Source organism: Thalassobacter sp. HA4-2, assembly GCF_055693705.1.
The window spans coordinates 1,250,997-1,270,625 of the sequence record NZ_JBVFUK010000001.1; the positions used below are offsets into that span (position 1 = coordinate 1,250,997).

14 protein-coding genes and 3 pseudogenes are annotated in these 19,629 nt (G+C 64.8%); 10 read left to right on the forward strand and 7 right to left on the reverse strand.

Going from position 1 to position 19,629, the window contains the following annotated elements:
• Positions 1-4 precede the first annotated feature (4 nt).
• Both gatB and ACZ1G0_RS06390 read right to left on the reverse strand, forming a co-directional pair.
• Positions 5-1,522, reverse strand: a complete 1,518-nt coding sequence (gene gatB / locus ACZ1G0_RS06385) for an Asp-tRNA(Asn)/Glu-tRNA(Gln) amidotransferase subunit GatB (protein ID WP_472736183.1) — start codon at positions 1,520-1,522, stop codon at positions 5-7.
• Positions 1,523-1,592: 70 nt separating this feature from the next.
• Positions 1,593-2,318 carry a hypothetical protein gene (locus ACZ1G0_RS06390; RefSeq protein WP_472737834.1) on the reverse strand — a complete coding sequence of 242 codons (726 nt, stop codon included), beginning with the start codon at positions 2,316-2,318 and terminating at the stop codon, positions 1,593-1,595.
• A gap of 272 nt (positions 2,319-2,590) precedes the next feature.
• Between ACZ1G0_RS06390 and ACZ1G0_RS06395 the strand changes: the two genes are divergently transcribed.
• On the forward strand, positions 2,591-3,448 hold the full coding sequence (locus tag ACZ1G0_RS06395; RefSeq protein ID WP_472736184.1) for a lytic transglycosylase domain-containing protein: 858 nt from the start codon (positions 2,591-2,593) through the stop codon (positions 3,446-3,448).
• Here ACZ1G0_RS06395 and ACZ1G0_RS06400 read toward each other — a convergent pair.
• Together ACZ1G0_RS06400 and ACZ1G0_RS06405 are read right to left on the reverse strand one after the other, a co-directional pair.
• On the reverse strand, positions 3,445-4,377 hold the full coding sequence (locus ACZ1G0_RS06400) for an AEC family transporter (RefSeq protein ID WP_472736185.1): 933 nt from the start codon (positions 4,375-4,377) through the stop codon (positions 3,445-3,447). The two genes, ACZ1G0_RS06395 and ACZ1G0_RS06400, sit on opposite strands and share 4 nt — an antisense overlap.
• A gap of 3 nt (positions 4,378-4,380) precedes the next feature.
• Positions 4,381-5,181: an MBL fold metallo-hydrolase gene (locus tag ACZ1G0_RS06405; protein WP_472736186.1), complete on the reverse strand. Its 801-nt coding sequence runs from the start codon at positions 5,179-5,181 to the stop codon at positions 4,381-4,383.
• Between the two features lie 263 nt (positions 5,182-5,444).
• Between ACZ1G0_RS06405 and ACZ1G0_RS06410 the strand changes: the two genes are divergently transcribed.
• On the forward strand, positions 5,445-5,624 hold the full coding sequence (locus ACZ1G0_RS06410) for a hypothetical protein (protein ID WP_472736187.1): 180 nt from the start codon (positions 5,445-5,447) through the stop codon (positions 5,622-5,624).
• Here ACZ1G0_RS06410 and gltX read toward each other — a convergent pair.
• Positions 5,621-6,940, reverse strand: coding sequence for a glutamate--tRNA ligase (gltX, locus tag ACZ1G0_RS06415; protein WP_472736188.1), 1,320 nt, complete (start codon positions 6,938-6,940; stop codon positions 5,621-5,623). The two genes, ACZ1G0_RS06410 and gltX, sit on opposite strands and share 4 nt — an antisense overlap.
• Before the next feature lie 105 nt (positions 6,941-7,045).
• Between gltX and ACZ1G0_RS06420 the strand changes: the two are divergent.
• Positions 7,046-7,958 (forward strand): annotated as a pseudogene (locus ACZ1G0_RS06420) (MBL fold metallo-hydrolase).
• A gap of 50 nt (positions 7,959-8,008) precedes the next feature.
• On the opposite strand, the gene ACZ1G0_RS06425 reads toward ACZ1G0_RS06420, so the two are convergent.
• The gene (locus ACZ1G0_RS06425; protein WP_472736189.1) at positions 8,009-8,473 is read right to left on the reverse strand and encodes a YHS domain-containing (seleno)protein; all 465 of its coding nucleotides are present in this window, start codon (positions 8,471-8,473) and stop codon (positions 8,009-8,011) included.
• A 163-nt stretch (positions 8,474-8,636) separates the two neighbouring features.
• Entirely contained in the window at positions 8,637-11,705 is a 3,069-nt protein-coding gene (locus ACZ1G0_RS06430; RefSeq protein ID WP_472736190.1) for a valine--tRNA ligase, read from the reverse strand.
• A 117-nt stretch (positions 11,706-11,822) separates the two neighbouring features.
• On the opposite strand from ACZ1G0_RS06430, the gene ACZ1G0_RS06435 reads away from it, so the two are divergent.
• From ACZ1G0_RS06435 to ACZ1G0_RS06465, 7 genes and pseudogenes are all read left to right on the forward strand, one after another.
• Complete coding sequence (locus ACZ1G0_RS06435; RefSeq protein WP_472736191.1) at positions 11,823-13,070, forward strand: glycosyltransferase family 4 protein; 1,248 nt, start codon at positions 11,823-11,825, stop codon at positions 13,068-13,070.
• Between the two features lie 134 nt (positions 13,071-13,204).
• A pseudogene (locus tag ACZ1G0_RS06440) lies at positions 13,205-15,506 on the forward strand (xanthine dehydrogenase family protein molybdopterin-binding subunit).
• A 79-nt stretch (positions 15,507-15,585) separates the two neighbouring features.
• Positions 15,586-16,488, forward strand: a pseudogene (locus ACZ1G0_RS06445) (DUF2235 domain-containing protein); the annotation flags it as partial.
• Complete coding sequence (locus ACZ1G0_RS06450) at positions 16,489-17,130, forward strand: hypothetical protein (protein WP_472736192.1); 642 nt, start codon at positions 16,489-16,491, stop codon at positions 17,128-17,130.
• A gap of 27 nt (positions 17,131-17,157) precedes the next feature.
• Positions 17,158-17,445, forward strand: a complete 288-nt coding sequence (gene gatC, locus ACZ1G0_RS06455) for an Asp-tRNA(Asn)/Glu-tRNA(Gln) amidotransferase subunit GatC (RefSeq protein ID WP_472736193.1) — start codon at positions 17,158-17,160, stop codon at positions 17,443-17,445.
• The gene (gatA, locus tag ACZ1G0_RS06460; protein WP_472736194.1) at positions 17,445-18,920 is read left to right on the forward strand and encodes an Asp-tRNA(Asn)/Glu-tRNA(Gln) amidotransferase subunit GatA; all 1,476 of its coding nucleotides are present in this window, start codon (positions 17,445-17,447) and stop codon (positions 18,918-18,920) included. Before gatC ends, gatA begins: the two co-directional genes overlap by 1 nt.
• A 25-nt stretch (positions 18,921-18,945) precedes the next feature.
• On the forward strand, positions 18,946-19,620 hold the full coding sequence (locus ACZ1G0_RS06465; protein WP_472736195.1) for a hypothetical protein: 675 nt from the start codon (positions 18,946-18,948) through the stop codon (positions 19,618-19,620).
• Positions 19,621-19,629: the final 9 nt, after the last annotated feature.

The following is a 19,629-nucleotide window of genomic DNA, read 5'->3' on the forward strand; positions in this document are numbered from 1 at the left end:
CGCCCTACAGGGCCTTCAATTTCGCCGCGATCAACTGGTTGACGACCTTGGGGTTCGCCTTGCCACCGGACGCCTTGATCACCTGACCCACGAACCATCCGGCAGTCTTGGGGTTTTCCTTGGCCTTGGCGACCTGATCGGGGTTGGCGGCCATGATTTCGTCCACCGCAGCCTCGATGGCACCGGTGTCGGTGACCTGTTTCATGCCGCGCGCCTCGACGATCTGTTCGGGGTCGCCGCCTTCGGAATAAACGATTGAAAACAAGTCCTTGGCGATCTTTCCGCTGATCACATCACCCTTGATCAGACGGATCACCCCGGCCAGTTGCGCCGGCGTCACGGGGCTGTCGGTGATGGCGGTGTCGTCCTGTTTCAGGCGGCCGAACAGCTCGTTGATGACCCAGTTCGCGGCCATCTTGCCGTCACCGGCCTCTGCGGCCACGGCCTCGAAATAATCTGCGTTCTCCACCTCGGCCGTCAGCACGCTCGCGTCGTAGTCCGACAGGCCGAAGTCATTGATAAAGCGCGCTTTCTTCGCATCAGGCAGTTCCGGCAGCCGGGTTTGGATATCGTCCACCCAGCCCTGTTCGATCTCTAGGGGCAGCAGGTCGGGGCAGGGGAAATAGCGGTAATCATGGGCCTCTTCCTTGGACCGCATGGACCGGGTTTCCTGCTTGTCCGGGTCGTACAGGCGGGTTTCCTGATCCACCGATCCGCCCGCCTCGATGATGGCGATCTGGCGTTTTGCTTCGATATCAATGGCTTGCTGGATGAACCGCATGGAGTTCATATTCTTGATTTCGCAGCGCGTGCCCAAGTGGCCGAAATCGCCGGTCTCGCGGTACTTCTCATAAGCCCCGGGCAGGCAGACCGAGACGTTGACGTCCGCGCGCAGGTTACCGTTCTGCATATTTCCGTCGCAGGTGCCCAAGTAACGCAGGATCTGGCGCAGTTTCACGACATAGGCCGCCGCTTCCTCTGGCCCGCGGATGTCGGGGCGGGACACGATTTCCATCAGCGCCACGCCCGTGCGGTTCAGGTCCACGAAGGACATCGCAGGGTCCATGTCGTGGATCGACTTGCCCGCGTCTTGTTCAAGGTGGATGCGTTCGATCCGGACCAGCCGTGCCGTACCGTTGCCCATTTCCACCAACACCTCGCCCTCGCCCACGATGGGGTGATAAAGTTGAGAGATTTGATAGCCTTGCGGCAAATCGGGGTAGAAGTAGTTTTTGCGGTCAAAGGCCGAGTTCAGGTTGATTTGGGCGTTGATTCCCAGCCCAGTGCGCACCGCCTGTTCGACGCAGAATTCGTTGATCACGGGCAGCATCCCGGGCATCCCAGCGTCCACGAAGGCCACGTTGGAATTGGGTTCCGCGCCAAAGGTGGTGGAGGCGCCGGAAAACAGTTTCGCGTTGGAGGACACCTGGGCGTGCACCTCCATCCCGATAACCAATTCCCAGTCGTGCTTGGCACCGGCGATGGTTTTCACTTTGGGCGTGTCATAAGTCAGATCAAGCATGGGGGCCTCCGGGTTGTCGATCCCGGTTTAGAAGAGGCATGCGACGGGGGCAAGGTCGGTTGCGCGCGCCTTAGGGCCGGCGGTCTTGTTCCGCCTCAATCATGTTGATCCAATCCTGTGCAACGACCGGGTCAAACAGGGTATGGGTGCTGCGCTCTGTCCAGTCGTCCAAGTTGTTTTGCAGGGTCGCGTCGTCCATCGCCGCCAGCAGACGCGGAGCGTCGTCCATGGACAATCCGCGATCCTCGACCACCTCTGTCCAGATGGAGGCGCGGGCATCCGCGCTGCCGCCCGTGCCTGCGCTGACGTGGGACTGCCACATGGATTGATCCCGCAGCGCGCGGAAATCCGTGATATGAGCCGAAGAGACATCGGCGGCGGAGGCGCCGGTGATGCCCTTCTCGTGGGCCACGATCGACCACACGGCCGCCCGGTCCACATAGACCGCGGCACCATTGGTGTCGGCCAGGGCCGTGTTCATGCGATGATTGTGCAAGGCCCAAAAATCCGAGTACCCGCGATACTCCGCCAGCATCGCGGCCGCCTGTTCGTCGGAGTAATGCGTGAAGGTGTGATCGGCCAGTGTATGGATCACCGCCTGTCCAAAGTTCAGGCCGCGCGCCACGATGGAGGTCTGCATCTGACCATTGATGTCGCCGGACAGATCTTCGACGCCCGCAGAGACGACGGACATCGCCGCCAGGCCCAGGCCCACAGTGGCGGCGGTCAGCACGACCCAATCCACCGTGACCGCGCCTGTGTCATCTGTCCAAAAGCTGTGCGTCGTTGTGCTCATGCGTTTTGCTTTGCCGCGTGAATGTGGCGCTCTTTTGGCATTTGTGGCGCATTTTGTGATCGCGATGCTGCGGGTGCGAGCGTGGCGGATTTGCATCTGTCCCCATGGGGACAGGGGCGGGCATGGGGCGCGCGGCACCGCGCCGCTTGAGGCCCCCCGATCTGTGATGTATCAGGACGCAAGCCTTTGGGGGGCACGATGTACGACTTACGCAGATTTGTGGCGACCGCCAGCGTCGCGGTGGCCGCTTGGGCCGGGATCGCCCTGCCGGTATGGGCCGAGGCCGCGCCGGTGCACCGGGGGGCTTCATCTCGGTCCTGTCCCTGTATGGTGATGTGATGGCGCCCGACCCCGAGCCCGTACCGGCCGAGGCCAAAGTCCAAACCCTGCCACCCTTGGATACAACGCGACGCGGCCTTGTCAGCGCGCTTTACGCGCCGCGCGGGGCGATGGCGGCCCCGATTGAACCCTCGACCCGGCCCATTGCGCGCCCCACGATCGAGCGGCCTGCGCTGCGGTGGGATCATGTGGCGGGCGCGCAGTCGTGGACAAAGGCGGTTATCGGCGCGCTGAAAGGCCACGGTGCGCCGCTGTATCAATCGGTGCCGCGCGACATTGCCAACTGGTGCCCCGCCTATACCCAGAACGACGCACGGGATCGGCGCGCCTTTTGGGCCGGTCTGATCAGTGCACTGGCCAAGCACGAAAGCACGTGGCGTCCCCGTGTGGCAGGCGACAACGGCAAGAGTATTGGCATGTTGCAGATCCGTCCCGGCACGGCGCGGGGCTATGGCTGCGCCGCGCGGACCGCGACGGACCTCAAGAACCCGGAGGCGAACCTGTCATGCGCCGTGCGGATCATGGCCAAGACCGTGACCCGGGACGGCGTGATCAGCGAAGGTTGGGACGGAGTGGCCGCTGATTGGGGGCCGTTCCACCAGCGTTCCAAGCGCGAGGATATGCGGGCGTGGGTCCGGTCCCAAGCGTATTGCAAGCTGCCACCCCTCGCCGTGGCCATGCGCCCGGTGGCCCGTCCGCAGGTCAGTCGCGCCGCGCGGCAGCCGATGTTGGTCGTGACCGGGTCCAGCCAGAACGCCACGGCCCCGCGGCCCGTGCAGCGCCCGAATTAGGCGCCCAGCACCAACAACCACGCAGAGACCGTGACGACCGACGCCGCCGTGCCCAGCAGCACGCTGGACGCCGTGACCCGCATTGCCCGTCCGTAGACGGCTGAAAACAGATAGGCGTTCACGCCCGGTGCCATGGCGGCGGTCAGGACGGCGGCCTTGAACTTCTCCGGTTCCAACGCAAGGGCTGTGCCCACGGTGTAGGTCACCAAGGGATGCACCAGCAGGGCGATGGTGACCAGCATGGCAATGGTGCGCCCGTCCCCTTCGGGACGGTAGCGCACGAGGACCCCGCCCAGACCGAACAGGGCCGCGGGCAGGGCGGCGCGGATCATCAGGTCCACCGCCTCGGTCAGGGGGGCGGGCAGGGGTAGGCCGGTCAGGTTCACCACCAGCCCAAGGGCCACGCCGATCATCAGGGTGTTGCGGAACATGGCGCGGGCCACCAGCCCAAGGGTGGCGGGGCGGATGCCCCCTTCGGCCCGGACCAGTTCCATCGTGGTCAGCCCCAGAAGATAGCAAAAGGCCGCGTGGATTGCGATGATCGCATACATCGGTTCCAGCACCGTTGTGCCAAAGGCGCGCTCCGCAATGGGCAGGCCCAGAAGGACGGTGTTGGCGAACATGGCGGCAAAGCCGATGGCCACAGCATCGGGGCCGGAGCGTTTGAAGATCAGCCGCGCCCCCGCGATTCCCAGCACAAAGCAGGTCAGCGAGCCTGCGTAGAAGCTGAGCAGCAGCCTCCAGTCGAAGTTCTGTGCCAGATTAAGGCCCGAGACCGCCGAAAACAGCAGGCAGGGGATGGCGAACTTCTGGGTGAATTGCATCAAGCCTTCGACGTGGGCCTCTGCAAACAGGCCCCGCCACGTGGCCAGATAGCCCGCCCCGATCAGGATGAACACGGGCAGGGTGACGGCAAGCACGTCCCCCATGGGTTACAGGGGCAGGTCGATCACCATGCCGTCATAGGCCGGGGTGACGTGGTCGGGGGTCTCGGCTGCGACGGTGTCGTAGTCCAGATCGTTGTGCATGTTGGTCAGCACCGCCCGGGTGGGGGCCATGCGGGCAATCCAGTCGAGGGATTTGTCCAAGTGAAAATGGCTGCTGTGGGGCGCGCGGCGCAGGCTGTCGAGGATCCACAGGTCGAGGTTTTGCAGCGCGGGCAGGGCGCTGTCGGGAATGTCGGACACATCCGGCAGGTAGGCCGCCGATCCGATGCGAAAGCCAAGGGCGTCTATCCGGCCATGGGCAACGTCGAACGGGGTCAGGGTCAGAGGGCCGCCGGGGCCGTCCACGGTCACGTCCCCGTCGATCAGGTTCATGTCGAGGATGGGCGGGTAGTCCGAGCCCGGGGGCTGCACGAAGGTGTAGCCGAATTTGGCGGTCAGGTCATTCAACGTCTCGCGGTCCGCCCAGACGGGCAGGCGGGCGCGCATGTTGAACACGATCATCCGCAGATCGTCGATCCCGTGGCAGTGGTCCGCGTGGCTGTGGGTAAAGAATACGCCGTCCAGGCGGCCCACGTCGGCGGCCAGCAACTGCTCTCGCATGTCGGGGGAGGCGTCGATGAGGACGGTGGTGGTGCCTTGGGTGCCGATCCGCTGGACCAGCAGCGAGCAGCGGCGGCGGCGGTTCTTGGGGTTGGCGGGATCACAGTCGCCCCAATGCCCGCCCAAGCGCGGCACCCCGCCCGAGGAGCCGCAGCCAAGGATTGTAAGGCGCAGGGTGTCTGACATGGGTGCTACATGCGCTTTTCTGATCCGGTGGGCAAGGGGTCTGACCAAACGGAGCGGGCTGCGCCCGCACGCGATGTTTTGTCTGGAGCATGTTGCCGGGATCGTGCGAAAGGGGGCCAGCCCCCATGGGGACGGTGGGCTGTGTGGCGGGGCTGGTTTTGGCCCCCCGGGGTATTGGGAACCCAATGAAGATGATCTGGATCAAGGTGGCGGGGTGCTGCCCGGGATAGGGTTTGACTGCGCTGAATTGAAAGGACCGCACCATGTTACGTTTGGCATCCATGATGTACGCGATTGTTGGAACAAGTCTGGCGGGGGCCGCTGTGGTGGCGGCACTGGTCGCCGGGCTGGACACATGGCAGCACTTGCTGGCCGCCGCCGTCGTTGGTGCCGTTGCGGCCTTGCCCGTCACGTGGATCGTGACAGGCAAGATCCTGGGCTAAAGCGTCGGGGTCTTTTGCAGCAGGGCCATGACCTGGGACATATCCGGTCCCCGGTCTTGGCCCGTCAGTGCCCGGCGCAGGGGCATGAAGAGGCCGCGGCCCTTGCGGCCTGTCGCCTCTTTCACGGCCCTGGTCCAGACGCCCCAGCTGTCTGCGGTGTAGGGGGCGGGGGGCAACATGGTGAAAGCCTCGGCCACAAAATCAGCGTCTTCATCGGCCACGACCGGCGTTGTGCCGTTTTGGAACAGGTCCCACCACTTGGCGATATCGGCGCGGGTGGTGATGTTTTCGCGGATCGTGTCCCAGATTGGCGCCTGTAGGTCTTGGGGGATGCCAGCGGCCGCGAGGTCCGGGGCGATGTCGGTCAGATCCATGGCCGCCAGCGCGCGGGCGGTCAGGCTGTTCAGATCCTCGGCGTCGAATTTGGTGGGGGCGGTGCCGAACTGGCCGATGTCGAAACCTGCGATCAACTCTTCCATGGTGCTGCGCAGCTCGATCGGCTCGGACGCGCCGAGGCGGGCCATATGCGACAGCAGGGCCATGGGCTCCACTCCGGCGGCGCGCAGGTCGCGTAAAGAGAGGGTGCCCAGACGTTTGGACAGCGCTTCCCCTTGGGGACCGGTCAGCAGGGAGTGGTGGGCAAAGCTGGGATGATCGTGCCCCAAGGCGGCCATGATCTGGATCTGGGTGGCGGTGTTGGTCACGTGGTCTGACCCGCGCACCACGTGGGTGACGCCCATGTCCGTGTCGTCCACAACAGAGGCGATGGTGTAGAGGACCTGCCCATCCGCGCGGATCAGAACGGGGTCCGACACGCTGGCCGCGTCGATGGACATGTCGCCCAGGATACCGTCGGTCCAGGTGATCCGCTCCTGATCCAGCTTGAACCGCCAGACACCTGCGCCGCGCTCTTCCCTCAGGGCGGCCTTGGCGTCGTCGGTCAGGGCGAGGGCGGCGCGGTCATAGACCGGGGGCTTGCCCATGTTCAGCTGTTTCTTGCGCTTGAGGTCCAATTCCACCGGGGTTTCCCAGGCCTCGTAGAACCGACCCTCGGTGCGCAGGGTGTCGGCGGCGGCGGCGTAGCGGTCGAGGCGGGCGGATTGCGTCTCGATCCGGTCCCACGTCAGGCCCAGCCACTCCAGGTCCTGCTGGATCGCATCGGCGTAGGCTTGGGTGGAGCGTTCGGGGTCCGTATCGTCCAGCCGCAAGATGAACTCCCCGGCCTTGCGGGCGATCAGGTAGTTGAACAGGGCGGTGCGCAGGTTGCCCACGTGCAGAAATCCGGTGGGCGAGGGGGCGAAACGGGTGACGGTCATGGCAGGCTCCTGATGGTTGGGGTGGGGGTGCCATGACGGGATCGTGATGGCAAGGGCCGCAGGGGCGCTATGTTGGAGGGGACAAGACACTGACAGGAGAGACCCATGACCCAATTGACACGACGTGGCGCCCTTGGTGCCCTTGCCACCGCCCCCTTGCCGCCCCCTTGCTGGGCGGTGCGGCGCAGGCGGCAGCCCCCTGCAAGGCGTGCAGATGCCGACCCACCACACCATCAAGGTGGGCGGGTTCGAAGTGACGGCCCTGCTGGCAGGCTCCGCCACCCGCGAAGAGCCTCAGGGCATCTTCGGCATGAACGTCGGACAGGAGGAGTTTGAGGCCGTGTCCGAGGCCAACTTCATCCCCGCCGACAAGGTGCAGTTCTTCTTTACGCCCACGCTGGTGAACACCGGGTCCGAGCTGATCCTGTTCGACACCGGCCTGAACGCAGAACGGTTGGCGGCCGCCATGGGGGCGGCGGGCTATACCCCTGATCAGGTAGATAAAGTTGTGATCACCCACATGCACGGCGACCACATCAACGGGATGATGCGCGAGGGGCAACCGGCCTATGCCAACGCGTCATACTACACCGGAGCGGTGGAATTCGACGCCTCGGCGGGCAACGAAGGGTTCGAGGAAAACGTCGCCCCCATGGCCGAAAAGATGACGATGCTGGACGATGGCGGCTCGGTCGCCTCTGGCATCACGGCCATGGCGATGTTCGGCCACACCCCCGGGCACATGGGGTACATGCTGGAAAGCGACGGGCGGCAGTTGGCCCTGACGGCGGATTTGGCCAACCACTATGTCTGGTCCTTGGCCTACCCCGATTGGGAGGTGCGCTTTGACCGGGACAAGGCCGCCGCCGCCGCGACCCGCCGCCGGGTTCTGGGAATGCTGGCCGCCGATAAGGTGCCCTTTATCGGCTATCACATGCCGTTCCCGGCCATTGGATATGTCGAGGAGCGGGGCGATGGTTTCCGCTACACCGCGGCCAGCTATCAGTTCATGCTGTAACCGGCACGGGGGCTGTCCCCACGGGGACAGTCCTGCGCCTGAGGGGCGGGTCAGCTGTTCGCCAAGCCCGGCCAATTGGCGTCTGCGGCGGCGATGTTGCCGGGGATGTCCTTCTCCCAGCGACGCCGTACGCCCTTGGAATAGTTGAGATAAAGCTTGTCCTCCACGATGGTCCACGCATCGGGCACGGTGCTGGCGGTGTAGCCCTTGGCCACCGCAAACGCACAATTGCCGCCGTATTGCGGGGCATAGCGTTCGGGGTCGGCGGCAAAGGCATCGCGGTTGGCGGCGCTGGCAAAGTGCCAGGTCGCCCCGTTCCAGTCGTGGCTGTGCTCGGCGGTGCCAATCACGGGGGCCCCTTCGGTGAAATAGGCCACCGGGTCCGCGCCGCGAATGGCCACGCCACGGTGGGTGAAGACCCCGCCCTTGACCGCTTGGGCCAAGGTGATTTGGGGCAGGGTGGCAAGGGCGCTGAGGCCAACGGAGCCTGCGAGAAGGGTGCGACGATTGAGCATAGTGAAGTCCTTTGTTCCAGTTGCCCCCAACATGGGCACAAATCAGCGCACGCGCAAATCAAACCGGATCACGGCCCAGTCATAGATGTTACAAACAACGCGGGCGGCCCGCTTGGGACCGCCCGGTGTTTTGGGGTATTTTTGACCCAATGAAGCCGGGGGCCTAGCCCAGTTCCGCCAACCGTGCGAGGGCCGTGCGGATCACCTCGGCCTCGGCCTCGCGGGCGGCGAGGTTAGCCTTGGTCTCTTCGACGACCTCGGGAGGGGCGCTTTCGGCGAACTTGGGGTTGTTGGCACGACCGGACAAGCCTTTGATTTCCCTTTCCAATTTGGCAAGGTTTTTCTCGAGGCGACCCCGTTCCTTGTCCACGTCGATGATGTCCGCAAGGGGCAGGGCGAATTCCGACGCGCCCACCACGACCGACACAGCGCCCTTGGGGGCGGCGTCCGCGTCGGCCATGCTGTCGATGCGGGCCATGCGGTTGATCAGGGTCTGGTTGGCGGCATAGGCCGCGCGGGACGCAGGGTCGGAGGTGACGCAGACCACAGGGATATACAGCCCCGCGGGTACGTTCATCTGGGCGCGGGCGGACCGCACCCCTTCGATGAAGGAAATCACCCACGACATTTCGGCATCCGCTTTTTCATCAATGATATCAGTGCCTAAGGTCGGCCAATCCGCGTGGACACACATCTTGGCGCGGTTGCCTGTTGTGGCCCACAACTCTTCGGTGATGAAGGGCATGATGGGGTGCAGCAGGATCATGCACTGGTCCATGACCCAAGCCATGGTGGCTTGCGTTTCGGCCCGGGCGGCGGAATCTTCCCCTTGTAACAAGGGCTTGGAGAATTCCACGTACCAGTCGCAGACCTTGCCCCAGACAAAGGCGTAAAGGGCACCCGCCGCGTCGTTGAACCGGTAGTCGGCCAGTGCGGCGTCCACGGTGTGCACGGTGCGGGCGACCTCGCCCACGATCCATTTGTTGACCGTCTGAGACAGGTTTTGGGGGATCTGGGACTCTCCCCCGAAACCACCCCCGAAATCCCCCCCGATTTTGATCTGACCGCTCACGGCGTCATTCATCTCGGCAAAGCGGACGGCGTTCCACAGCTTGGTCCCGAAATTCCGGTAGCCCTTGATCCGTTCAAGGTCGAGTTTCAGGACCCCGCCCAGCGAGGCCATGGCGGCGGAGGCAAAGCGCATGGCGTCGGCGCCGTATTCGTCGATGACCTCCAGCGGGTCGACGACGTTGCCCACGGATTTCGACATCTTCTTGCCCTTGGCGTCGCGCACCAGCCCGTGCAGGTAGACGTCCGTGAAGGGGACCTGATCCACGACCGCCAATTGCATCATGATCATCCGGGCGACCCAGAAGAACAGGATGTCCTGACCGGTGATCAGGACGGAGGTGGGGAAGTATTTCTCCATCTCGGGCGTTTGCTCGGGCCAGCCCAACGTGCCGATGGGCCAAAGGCCTGAGGAGAACCATGTGTCGAGGACGTCGGGCTCGCGGGTCAGTTGGATTGCCTGCTGGCCGCCGCAAAACCTAATCGTCTCTTCTCCTTCAGCGGTAATGAAATATTCACCTTGATAATATTCGTAAGCAAGGTTCCGGGCTTCTTCTGGCGTAGCTGCACAGAAGGTTTTGGTCCCGCCGATCAGGTCCCAGGAGCCGTCTTGCGGCAGGTCTTCGAAGGTCATTTCGGGTGACCTTTCAGCGGGCCCATACCACACCGGGATCTGGTGCCCCCACCAAAGCTGGCGCGAGATGCACCACGGCTCGATGTTTTCCAGCCAGTGGTAGTAGGTCTTTTCACCGCTCTCGGGGACGATCTTGATATCGCCGTTCCGCACGGCGTCCAGTGCGGGGCCGACGATTTTTTCGGCGTCCACGAACCACTGGTCCGTCAGCATCGGTTCGATCACGACCTTGGACCGATCCCCAAAGGGCTGCATGATGGGTTTGTTTTCGACCATGGGGACGGTGCGGGTCTGCGCCTCCCCGTCCTCATCGGTGTAGGTCTCGGTCGTCATCACGGCGAGGCCTTCGGCGGTGATCGCCTCCACCACCGCTTTGCGCGCCTCGAACCGGTCCATGCCGCGGTATTCCTGTGGCACGAGGTTCAGAGCGTCCGTCTCGGCTTCGGTTAGGGTGCGCTTACCGTCCGCAACCTCTTGCGCGATGGCGGCAGCCTCGGCGTAAGGCGCACCATCGGCGCGCATTTGTGCCTTGGTGTCCATCAGGCGATAGCAGGGGATGCCCCCGCGCTTGGCCACGCCGTAGTCGTTGAAGTCATGTGCGCCGGTGATCTTGACTGCACCCGAGCCGAAATCGGGGTCGGGGTAGTCGTCGGTGATGATCGGGATCAGGCGGCGGTGCTCCTTGGGCCCAACAGGAATTTCGCAGAGCTTGCCGACGATGGGCGCATAGCGTTCATCGGACGGGTGCACGGCCACGGCCCCATCGCCCAGCATGGTTTCGGGCCGAGTGGTGGCGATGGAGATATAGTCGCGTGTCTCGCGCAGGGTGACGTTTCCGTCCTCGTCCTTCTCGACATATTCATAGGTCGCCCCGCCCGCCAGCGGGTATTTGAAGTGCCACATGTGGCCGGGGGTCTCGATATTCTCGACCTCCAGATCGGAGATCGCAGTCTCGAAATGCGGGTCCCAGTTCACAAGGCGTTTGCCCCGGTAGATCAGGCCCTTGTTGTACATCTCGACGAAGACTTTGATGACCGCATCGTGGAAATTCTGTTCGGTTGGGTCGGGGTCGCCGGGCGCGCCGCCCATGGTAAACGCCTCCCGGTCCCAATCGCAGGACGCGCCCAGACGTTTCAGCTGGCCGATGATGGTGCCGCGCGATTTCTGTTTCTGCTGCCACACCCGTTCCAGAAACTTGTCACGGCCCATTTCGGCGCGTGTTTCTTCGCCGTTCGCGGCCATGTCCCGTTCGGTGACCATCTGGGTGGCGATGCCTGCGTGGTCCGTGCCCGGCTGCCACAGCACATCATAGCCCTGCATCCGCCGCCAGCGCACCAGAATGTCCTGTAACGTGTTGTTAAACGCATGGCCCATATGAAGGGAGCCGGTGACATTTGGCGGAGGAATCACGACAGAGAACGTCTCGGGGCGGCTGGCATTGGCGCCCGCGCGAAAGGCACCGGTGTCTTCCCACGCTTGGGAAATGCGGGCCTCTGCCTGCGCTGCGTTGAAGGTTTTTTCCATGGCCATGGGTCGTGTTCCCTCGTGTGTGTGGTGGGGGTCAGATAGCGTGAAGGGCGCGGGGTCACAAGCGTGCTTGCCATGGGGGGCGGGATGGGCGATTCTGGCCAAAAAGCAGAGGCAGTCATGAAGATCCTATTCATCCACCAGAATATGCCGGGCCAGTACCGCGAAATGCTCAATTGGCTGCGGGCAGAGGGCAGCCATGACCTGGTGTTCCTGACGCAGCGCAAGAATTACCCGGACCTGTCGGGGGTCAAGAAGGTGATCTATACCGCCCACCACCGGCCCAAGAAGGACGCCTATGGTCTGTCCAAGGTCTGGGAAGAGGCGGCCGGGGTCGGCTATGGGGCCGCACTTGCATGCCGCGCGCTGGAGGCCGGCGGCTGGCGGCCCGATGTGATCTTGGGCCATACGGGCTGGGGCGAGATGCTGTTTCTGAAACAGGTCTGGCCCGATGTGCCGGTGCTGGGGTTTTTCGAGTATTTCTACCGCGCCGAAGGGGGCCCCGTGGGGTTTGACCCCGAACAGCCCCCCGGGGATCACACGCCCTATCTGCTGCACGCGCGCAACGTGGTGCCCTATACCAATCTGGATGTGGTGGACCGGGGCATCGCGCCGACCCAGTGGCAGAAGGATTGTTTTCCAAAGATCTTTCACGAAAAGATGTATTGCTGTCACGATGGCATCCGCACGGACAAGCTGGTGCCGAACCCGGACGCAGAGATCACCTTGGGTCGTCTGGACCGCCCCGTGCGCGCGGGCGACGAGGTGCTGACCTACGTGGCGCGGAACATGGAACGCACGCGGGGCTTTCACATCTTTATGCGCGCGCTGCCCAAGATCATGCGCGAACGCCCGAATGCGCGGGTGCTGCTGGTGGGGGGATCGGGCGTGTCCTACGGTAAGGAAAGTCAGGCCGAGGGCGGTTTCCGCGCCGAGATGGAGCGCGAGGTGGGCCATCTGTTGGACTGGGACCGGGTGCATTTTCTGGGCCAGGTGCCGTACCCCGATTTCCAGAAGGTCGTGCAGGTCAGCCGCTGTCACGTCTATCTGACCATGCCCTTTGTGCTGTCGTGGTCCTTGTTGGAGAGCATGTCCATGGGGGCCACGGTGGTGGCCAGCGACGTGGCGCCTGTGGCCGAGGCCATCACCCATGGCGAGACCGGGTATCTGGTGGACTTCCACAACCCCGAGGCGCTGGCGGATCAGTGCATCGACGTGCTGGCCAACCCCGCCGCCCACGCCCACATCGGCCCCGCCGCCCGGGACCACGTGGTGAAAACCTACGACTTTCTGGACGTCTGCCTGCCCGAACACATCCGTCAGATCAACGCGCTGGTGCCCCCGGACAAGGCGATCAAACTGCCCTGATCGGGGCAGGGGCGTTGCCCCGGGACCCTCGGGGTAATTGGCGTCCAAAGACGCCGGAACAGTGTAAGGTGGTGTAAGGTCTGGACGCGCGCGCGCGGGTCGCTACTGTTTGCATAAACCAAGGGGAGAGCACCATGTCGAAATTTGGAACCAGCCAAAGCCTGCGCCGCCTAGAGGACAGCCGTTTTCTGACCGGTGCGGGGCGGTATGTCGACGACATCGCGCCCGAGGGGGCCTTGCGGTGTTATGTGCTGCGCTCTCCGATGGCCCATGCCACGATCACCGCCCTGGAGGTGGAGGAGGCGCGCGCCGCCGACGGCGTGCACGCCGTGATCACCGCCGCCGATCTGGTGGCCGCCGGGCGCGCCAACCGGATCAACGCCAGCATCATCACCAACCGCGACGGGACCGAGGCCGCCGATGTGGGCCGCCCGATCCTCGCCGAAGGGCGCGTGCGCTTTGTGGGGGAGCCGATCGCCTTCATCGTCGCCGACACCCTGGCCCAGGCCAAGGACGCCGCCGAGCTGATCGACTTCGATTTCGACGAGTTGGACGTGAAGCTGGACCTGACCCCCGGGGGCGCCACGATCCACGATCAGGCCACCGACAACATCGCCTATGACTGGGACATGGGCGACGCGGCGGCGGTGGATGCTGCGCTGGGCGGGGCGGCCCATGTGGTCACCCTGACCGTAGACGACAACCGCGTCATCGCCAATTCCATGGAGCCGCGCGGATCCTTCGCCCAGCCAGAGGGCGACCGCCTGCACATCTGCGTCAACGGGCAGGGCGTCTGGGGCACCAAGCGGGACGTGGCCAAATGGCTGGGCCGCCCGGCGGACGATCTGCGTGTGACGAACCCCGACGTGGGCGGCGGGTTCGGGATGAAGGCCTTCAACTACCCCGAGACGTTCCTGTGCGCCTTTGCCGCCCAGACCCTTGGCCAGACCGTCCACTGGATGGGAGAGCGGTCCGAGAGCATGGTGTCCGACAACGCGGGCCGGGACCTTTTGTGCACGGCGACGCTGGGCTTTGACGCGGATCACAAGCTGGTGGCCTACAAGATGGACAGCCTGTCCAACATGGGGGCCTATAACTCTGGCTTTGGCCAGTTCATCCAGTCGGAGCTGTTCTCCAAGGTGCTGCCCGGAGTCTATGACATCCAGAACGCCTACATGCGCAACCGGGGCGTCTATACCAACACCACGCAGGTGGATGCCTACCGGGGCGCGGGGCGGCCCGAGGCGATTTATGTGCTGGATCGGGCCATGGATTATGCCGCCCGGACCTTGGGGGTGGATCCGCTGGACCTGCGGCGCAAGTCCTTCATCCCGGCACAGGCCTTCCCCTATACCTCGGCCACGGGCGAGGTTTACGATGTGGGCGATTTCCACAAGGTGCTGGCCCGGTCAGAGGTCGAGGCGGACATGGCAGGCTTTGCCGCCCGCCGCGCCGAGGCACAGGCGAAAGGCAAGCTGCGCGGTCTGGGGATCTGCTATTACATTGAGTCGATCCTGGGCCAAGCCCATGAGCACGCAGAGGTGGAGTTTGCCGACGACGGCATGGTGAACCTTTATGTGGGCACCCAGTCCAACGGGCAGGGGCACGAGACGGTCTATGTGCAATTCGTAAACACCTACCTTGGCGTGCCGCCCGAAAAGGTGCGGGTGATCCAGGGCGACAGCGACAAGATCAAGGAGGGGGCGGCACCGGCGGCTCCCGCTCTGTGACGACGCAAGGGTCGGCCACCAAGGCCACCTCCGAGAAAGTGGTGGAACGGTTCACGCCCTTCGTGGCCCAGCAGTTGGACGTGGCCGAAGATGCGGTCCGTTTCGAGGAGGGCGCTTTCCGTGCCGAAGGGTCCAACGTGGTGATGACCATTCTGGAGGCCGCAGAGGCCGCCCGGGACGCGGGCCGCACGGACCTGTTGCGCACCCGCGAACGGGCCGATCTGCCCGGGCGCAGCTTTCCCAACGGCTGTCACACCTGCGAGGTGGAGATTGACCCCGACACCGGCGTTGTGCAGGTGGTCAAATACACCGTGGTCGATGATTTCGGGAACCTGATGAACCCCATGCTGGCCGAGGGGCAAGTTCATGGCGGCGTGGCCCAGGGCCTGGGCCAGGCGATCAGCGAACGGGTGGTCTATGATGACGATGGGCAGCTGCTGTCGGCGAGTTTCATGGACTACGGGATGCCGCGCGCCGATGACCTGCCGATGATTGCGTTTTACTCCGAACCCGTGCCGTCCACCGCGAATGTGCTGGGCATGAAGGGCTGTGGCGAGGCGGGGACCGTGGGGGCCATGGCCGCCGTGTCCAACGCCGTGCAGGATGCGGTCTGGGATCTGGGCGTGACCCAAGTGGACATGCCCTTCACCCCCTGCGCATGTGGGAAATGCTGCAAGAGGCGCAGGCGACCGTTGCCGCCGAATAGGCCGTGGTTGCAGTGGCTGCGCGGCTGGGCCACCCGGCCCGACCCGGCCCCTGCGCAAGCGCCCCCGCGCACGCTGGTGGTGCTGCTGGACGGGACCATGTCGTCCCTGACCCCGGGCACCGAGACGAACGTGGGCCTGATCTACCGGCTGTTGCAGGACCACGGGCAGGCCTGCGTGTACTATGAGCCCGGCATCCAATGGCGCGGCCCCGCCAGCGCGCTGGAGGTGATGGCGGGCATCGGGATCAACCGTCAGATCAAACGCGCCTATGGCTGGCTCAGCGAAAGCTACCGACCGGGGGACCGGATCTATCTGATCGGCTATTCGCGCGGGGCCTATGCCTGTCGCGCGCTGGCGGGAATGGTGGGCAAGGTGGGCCTGTTGCCCCCGGACCAGGCCAGCCAAGCGGGGATCGGGCAGGCCTATGCGGACTACCGGGACGGGCGCGCCCGCGACCACGACCCGATCCCGATTGCCGCTGTGGGTGTGTTCGACACCGTGCGCGCGGTGGGCCTGCGCTGGCCGGTCCTGTGGCGCTTTGTGCCGCCCATGGACGTGTTTGATGACTGCGTGCCCCCGCGCGCGGTGCAGCGCGGCTTTCATGCCCTGGCCGCCGACGAGACCCGCGTGGCCTTTGAGCCGATGCTATGGGACGTGCCCGCCGCGCGCGCGGCGGCTTTCGAACAGCGGTGGTTTCGCGGCACCCACGGGGACATCGGCGGTCACTTGACCGGCGACTGGACCGCGCGCCCGCTCAGCAACGTGCCGCTGGTGTGGATGCTGGGGCGGTTGCAGGATACGGGGCTGGCGCTGCCCCACGGCTGGCCCGCGCGGTTTCCGGTCGATCCAGACGGCCCCTCTGCGGGCAATTGGCGGGGCTTTGGCGCCTTGTTTCTGTGGCGCCGCCGTCGCACCAGCGCGCCTGTGGAGCGGGCGGGTTTGGGTATTTTGAACCCAATGAAGACCGGAGACAGCACCTAGATGGAGTTCACCCGCGCCATTGACGCCTATTGCGAACGTATGGACCCCGGATATTGGGCGGAGCCTGTGAACGCCGTAACAAACGCGGCCTTTGTGGTGGCGGCGCTGATCATGTGGCGGCGCGCGACCTTTGGGATCTGCCGGGTCCTGTCGGTCCTTTTGTTCCTGATCGGGGTGGGCAGCTATCTGTTTCACACCCATGCGCAGGTCTGGGCGGCGATGGCCGATGTGGTTCCCATTGCCCTGTTCGTGCTGACCTACATCTGGGGGGCGAACCGGTTTTTCTGGGGCCTGTCGCCGGTCTGGGCCACGGTCGCCACGGCGGGCTTTTTCCCGTATGCGGCGGCCACGGGGGCGGTCTTCGCCGCGCTGCCGTTTTTTGCCGTGTCTGCGGCCTATTGGCCTGTGGCGCTGTTGATCGCGCTTTACGGGCTGGCCCTGCGCGGCCCCACGGGGCGCGGTCTGGTGATCGGGGCGGCGATCCTGTGCGTGTCCCTGACGGCGCGGTCCGTGGACGAGGCCCTGTGCGCCCATATCCCCTTTGGGACCCACTTTCTTTGGCACATCCTGAACGGCGTCATGTTGGGCTGGATGATCGAGGTGATGCGCGCCCACCTTGCACGCGCCCACACCCCCGGCTAAACGGGGCCAAACAGGTTAGGAGCGCCCATGTCCATCGACACGAGTACAGCCCGCAAGGTCGCCAAACTGGCCCGGATCAAGGTCGATGAAGACCACCTTCCGGCGCTGGCAGAGGAATTCAACGCCATCCTCGGGTTCATCGAACAGCTGAACGAAGTGGATGTGGAGGGGGTGGAGCCCATGACCTCTGTCACGCCCCAACGCCTGAAACGGCGTGCCGATGTCGTGACCGATGGCAACCAGCAGGCCGCCGTTCTGGCCAATGCGCCCGATGCCCGCGAGGGGTTCTTTGCCGTGCCGAAGGTGGTGGAATAATGACCGATCTGAACACACTGACCATTGCCGACGCCCGCGACGCCCTGCGCAAAGGCGACACCACCAGCGCAGAGCTGACCGAGGCCTGCCTGACGGCCATCGACGGCGCGGGGGCTTTGGGGGCCTTTGTCCACAACACCCCGGATCTGGCCCGCGCGCAGGCGGCGGAGGCCGACAAGCGGATCTCGGCGGGTGACGCGCCGTCACTGTGCGGCATCCCGCTGGGCATCAAGGACCTGTTCTGCACCAAGGGCGTGGCCAGCCAGGCCGCCAGCCGGATCCTCGAAGGGTTCAAGCCGGAATACGAATCCACAGTCTCGGGCCAGTTGCTGGACCGGGGTGCGGTGATGCTGGGCAAGCTGAACATGGATGAATTCGCTATGGGCTCGTCCAACGAGACCAGCGTCTATGGCAACGCGGTGAACCCGTGGAAAGTGGACGCGCCCCTGACCCCCGGTGGGTCCTCGGGCGGCTCCGCCGCCGCTGTCGCCGCTGACCTGTGTCTGGGGGCCACGGGCACCGACACGGGCGGGTCGATCCGCCAGCCTGCGGCCTTTACGGGCATCGTGGGCATCAAGCCGACCTACGGACGGTGCAGCCGCTGGGGCATTGTGGCCTTTGCCTCGTCTCTCGACCAGGCGGGCCCCATGACCAAGACCGTGCGCGACGCAGCGATCATGCTGGAAGGCATGTGCGGCCACGATCCCAAGGACAGCACCAGCGCCGATCTGCCCGTGCCCGATTTCGAGGCCATGCTGACCGGTGACATCCGGGGCAAGGTCATCGGCATCCCCCGCGAGTACCGCATGGACGGTATGCCCGCCGAGATCGAACAGCTGTGGGCCGATGGCACCGCGATGCTGCGCGATGCGGGGGCCGAGATCCGCGACATCACCCTGCCGCACACCAAATACGCTCTGCCCGCCTATTACGTGATCGCGCCGGCGGAGGCGTCGTCGAACCTTGCGCGCTATGACGGGGTGCGCTTTGGCCACCGCGCGGACATGGCCGCAGGCGACGGCATCACGGAGATGTACGAAAAGACCCGCGCCGAAGGGTTCGGCGCCGAGGTGCAGCGCCGTGTCATGGTTGGCACCTATGTGTTGTCCGCAGGCTTCTACGACGCCTATTACAACCGCGCGCGTCGGGTGCGCAGCCTGATCAAGCAGGATTTTGACACGGTGTTTGCCGATGGGATCGACGCGATCCTGACCCCCGCAACCCCTTCGGCGGCCTTTGCGTTGGGGCGCAAGGTGGATGATCCGGTGGAAATGTACCTCAACGATGTGTTCACCGTGACCGTCAACCTTGCGGGCCTGCCGGGCATCAGCGTGCCCACGGGTCTGGACAAGCAGGGCCTGCCCCTTGGCCTGCAACTGATCGGCAAGCCGTGGGAGGAGGGCGATTTGCTGAACACCGCCTATGCCTTGGAAACGGCCGCCGGGTTTGTGGCGAAGCCGGGCAAATGGTGGTAAGTGGATCAAAAGAGCAGAGGCTGACATGCGCATATACCTGATCCCCGCCGCCCTTCTGGCCCTTGCGGCCTGCGAGCCGACCATTCCCGACAGCGGTGTCGGCTTTGGCGATTATCAGGAATATCTGGCCGAGCGGGAGGCGCAGTTGCAAGGCACGGCCCCGGCCGCCCCCCAGCCCACGACGATCCAGCCCCCTGCGCCGGATGCCTTGGACCGGGCCGAGGCCGCGATTGCCCAGGCAGAGGCCGCGCCGGGCGGTGTGGCCCCCACGGCGCTGCCCGCGCCTGCGCAGCCTTTGGATCTGAACAATCCCGGGATTTCGTCCGAACAGGACTTTGACGCCGTATCCGCCGAACGCGATATCGCCGCCGATGCGGCGCGCATTGCAGCCGCGCGTCAGCAGTACGTGTTGGTGCAGCCGACCGAGCTGCAGCGGGCCGGGGATACGGGGCCAAACATCATCCAATATGCCCTGTCCACCAGCCACCCCGTGGGACAAAAGGTGCACCGGCGCCCCAACGTCTTTGCCCGGGCGCGGGTGGATCAAAAATGCGCGGGCTACCGCACGCCGGACGTCGCGCAAGAGGAATTCCTTGCCGCCGGTGGGCCTGCGCGGGACCGTCTGGGCCTTGACCCCGACGGGGACGGTTATGCCTGCGGCTGGGACCCCGCGACCTATCGCACGCTGGTGCGCAACTGATCCTGTCCC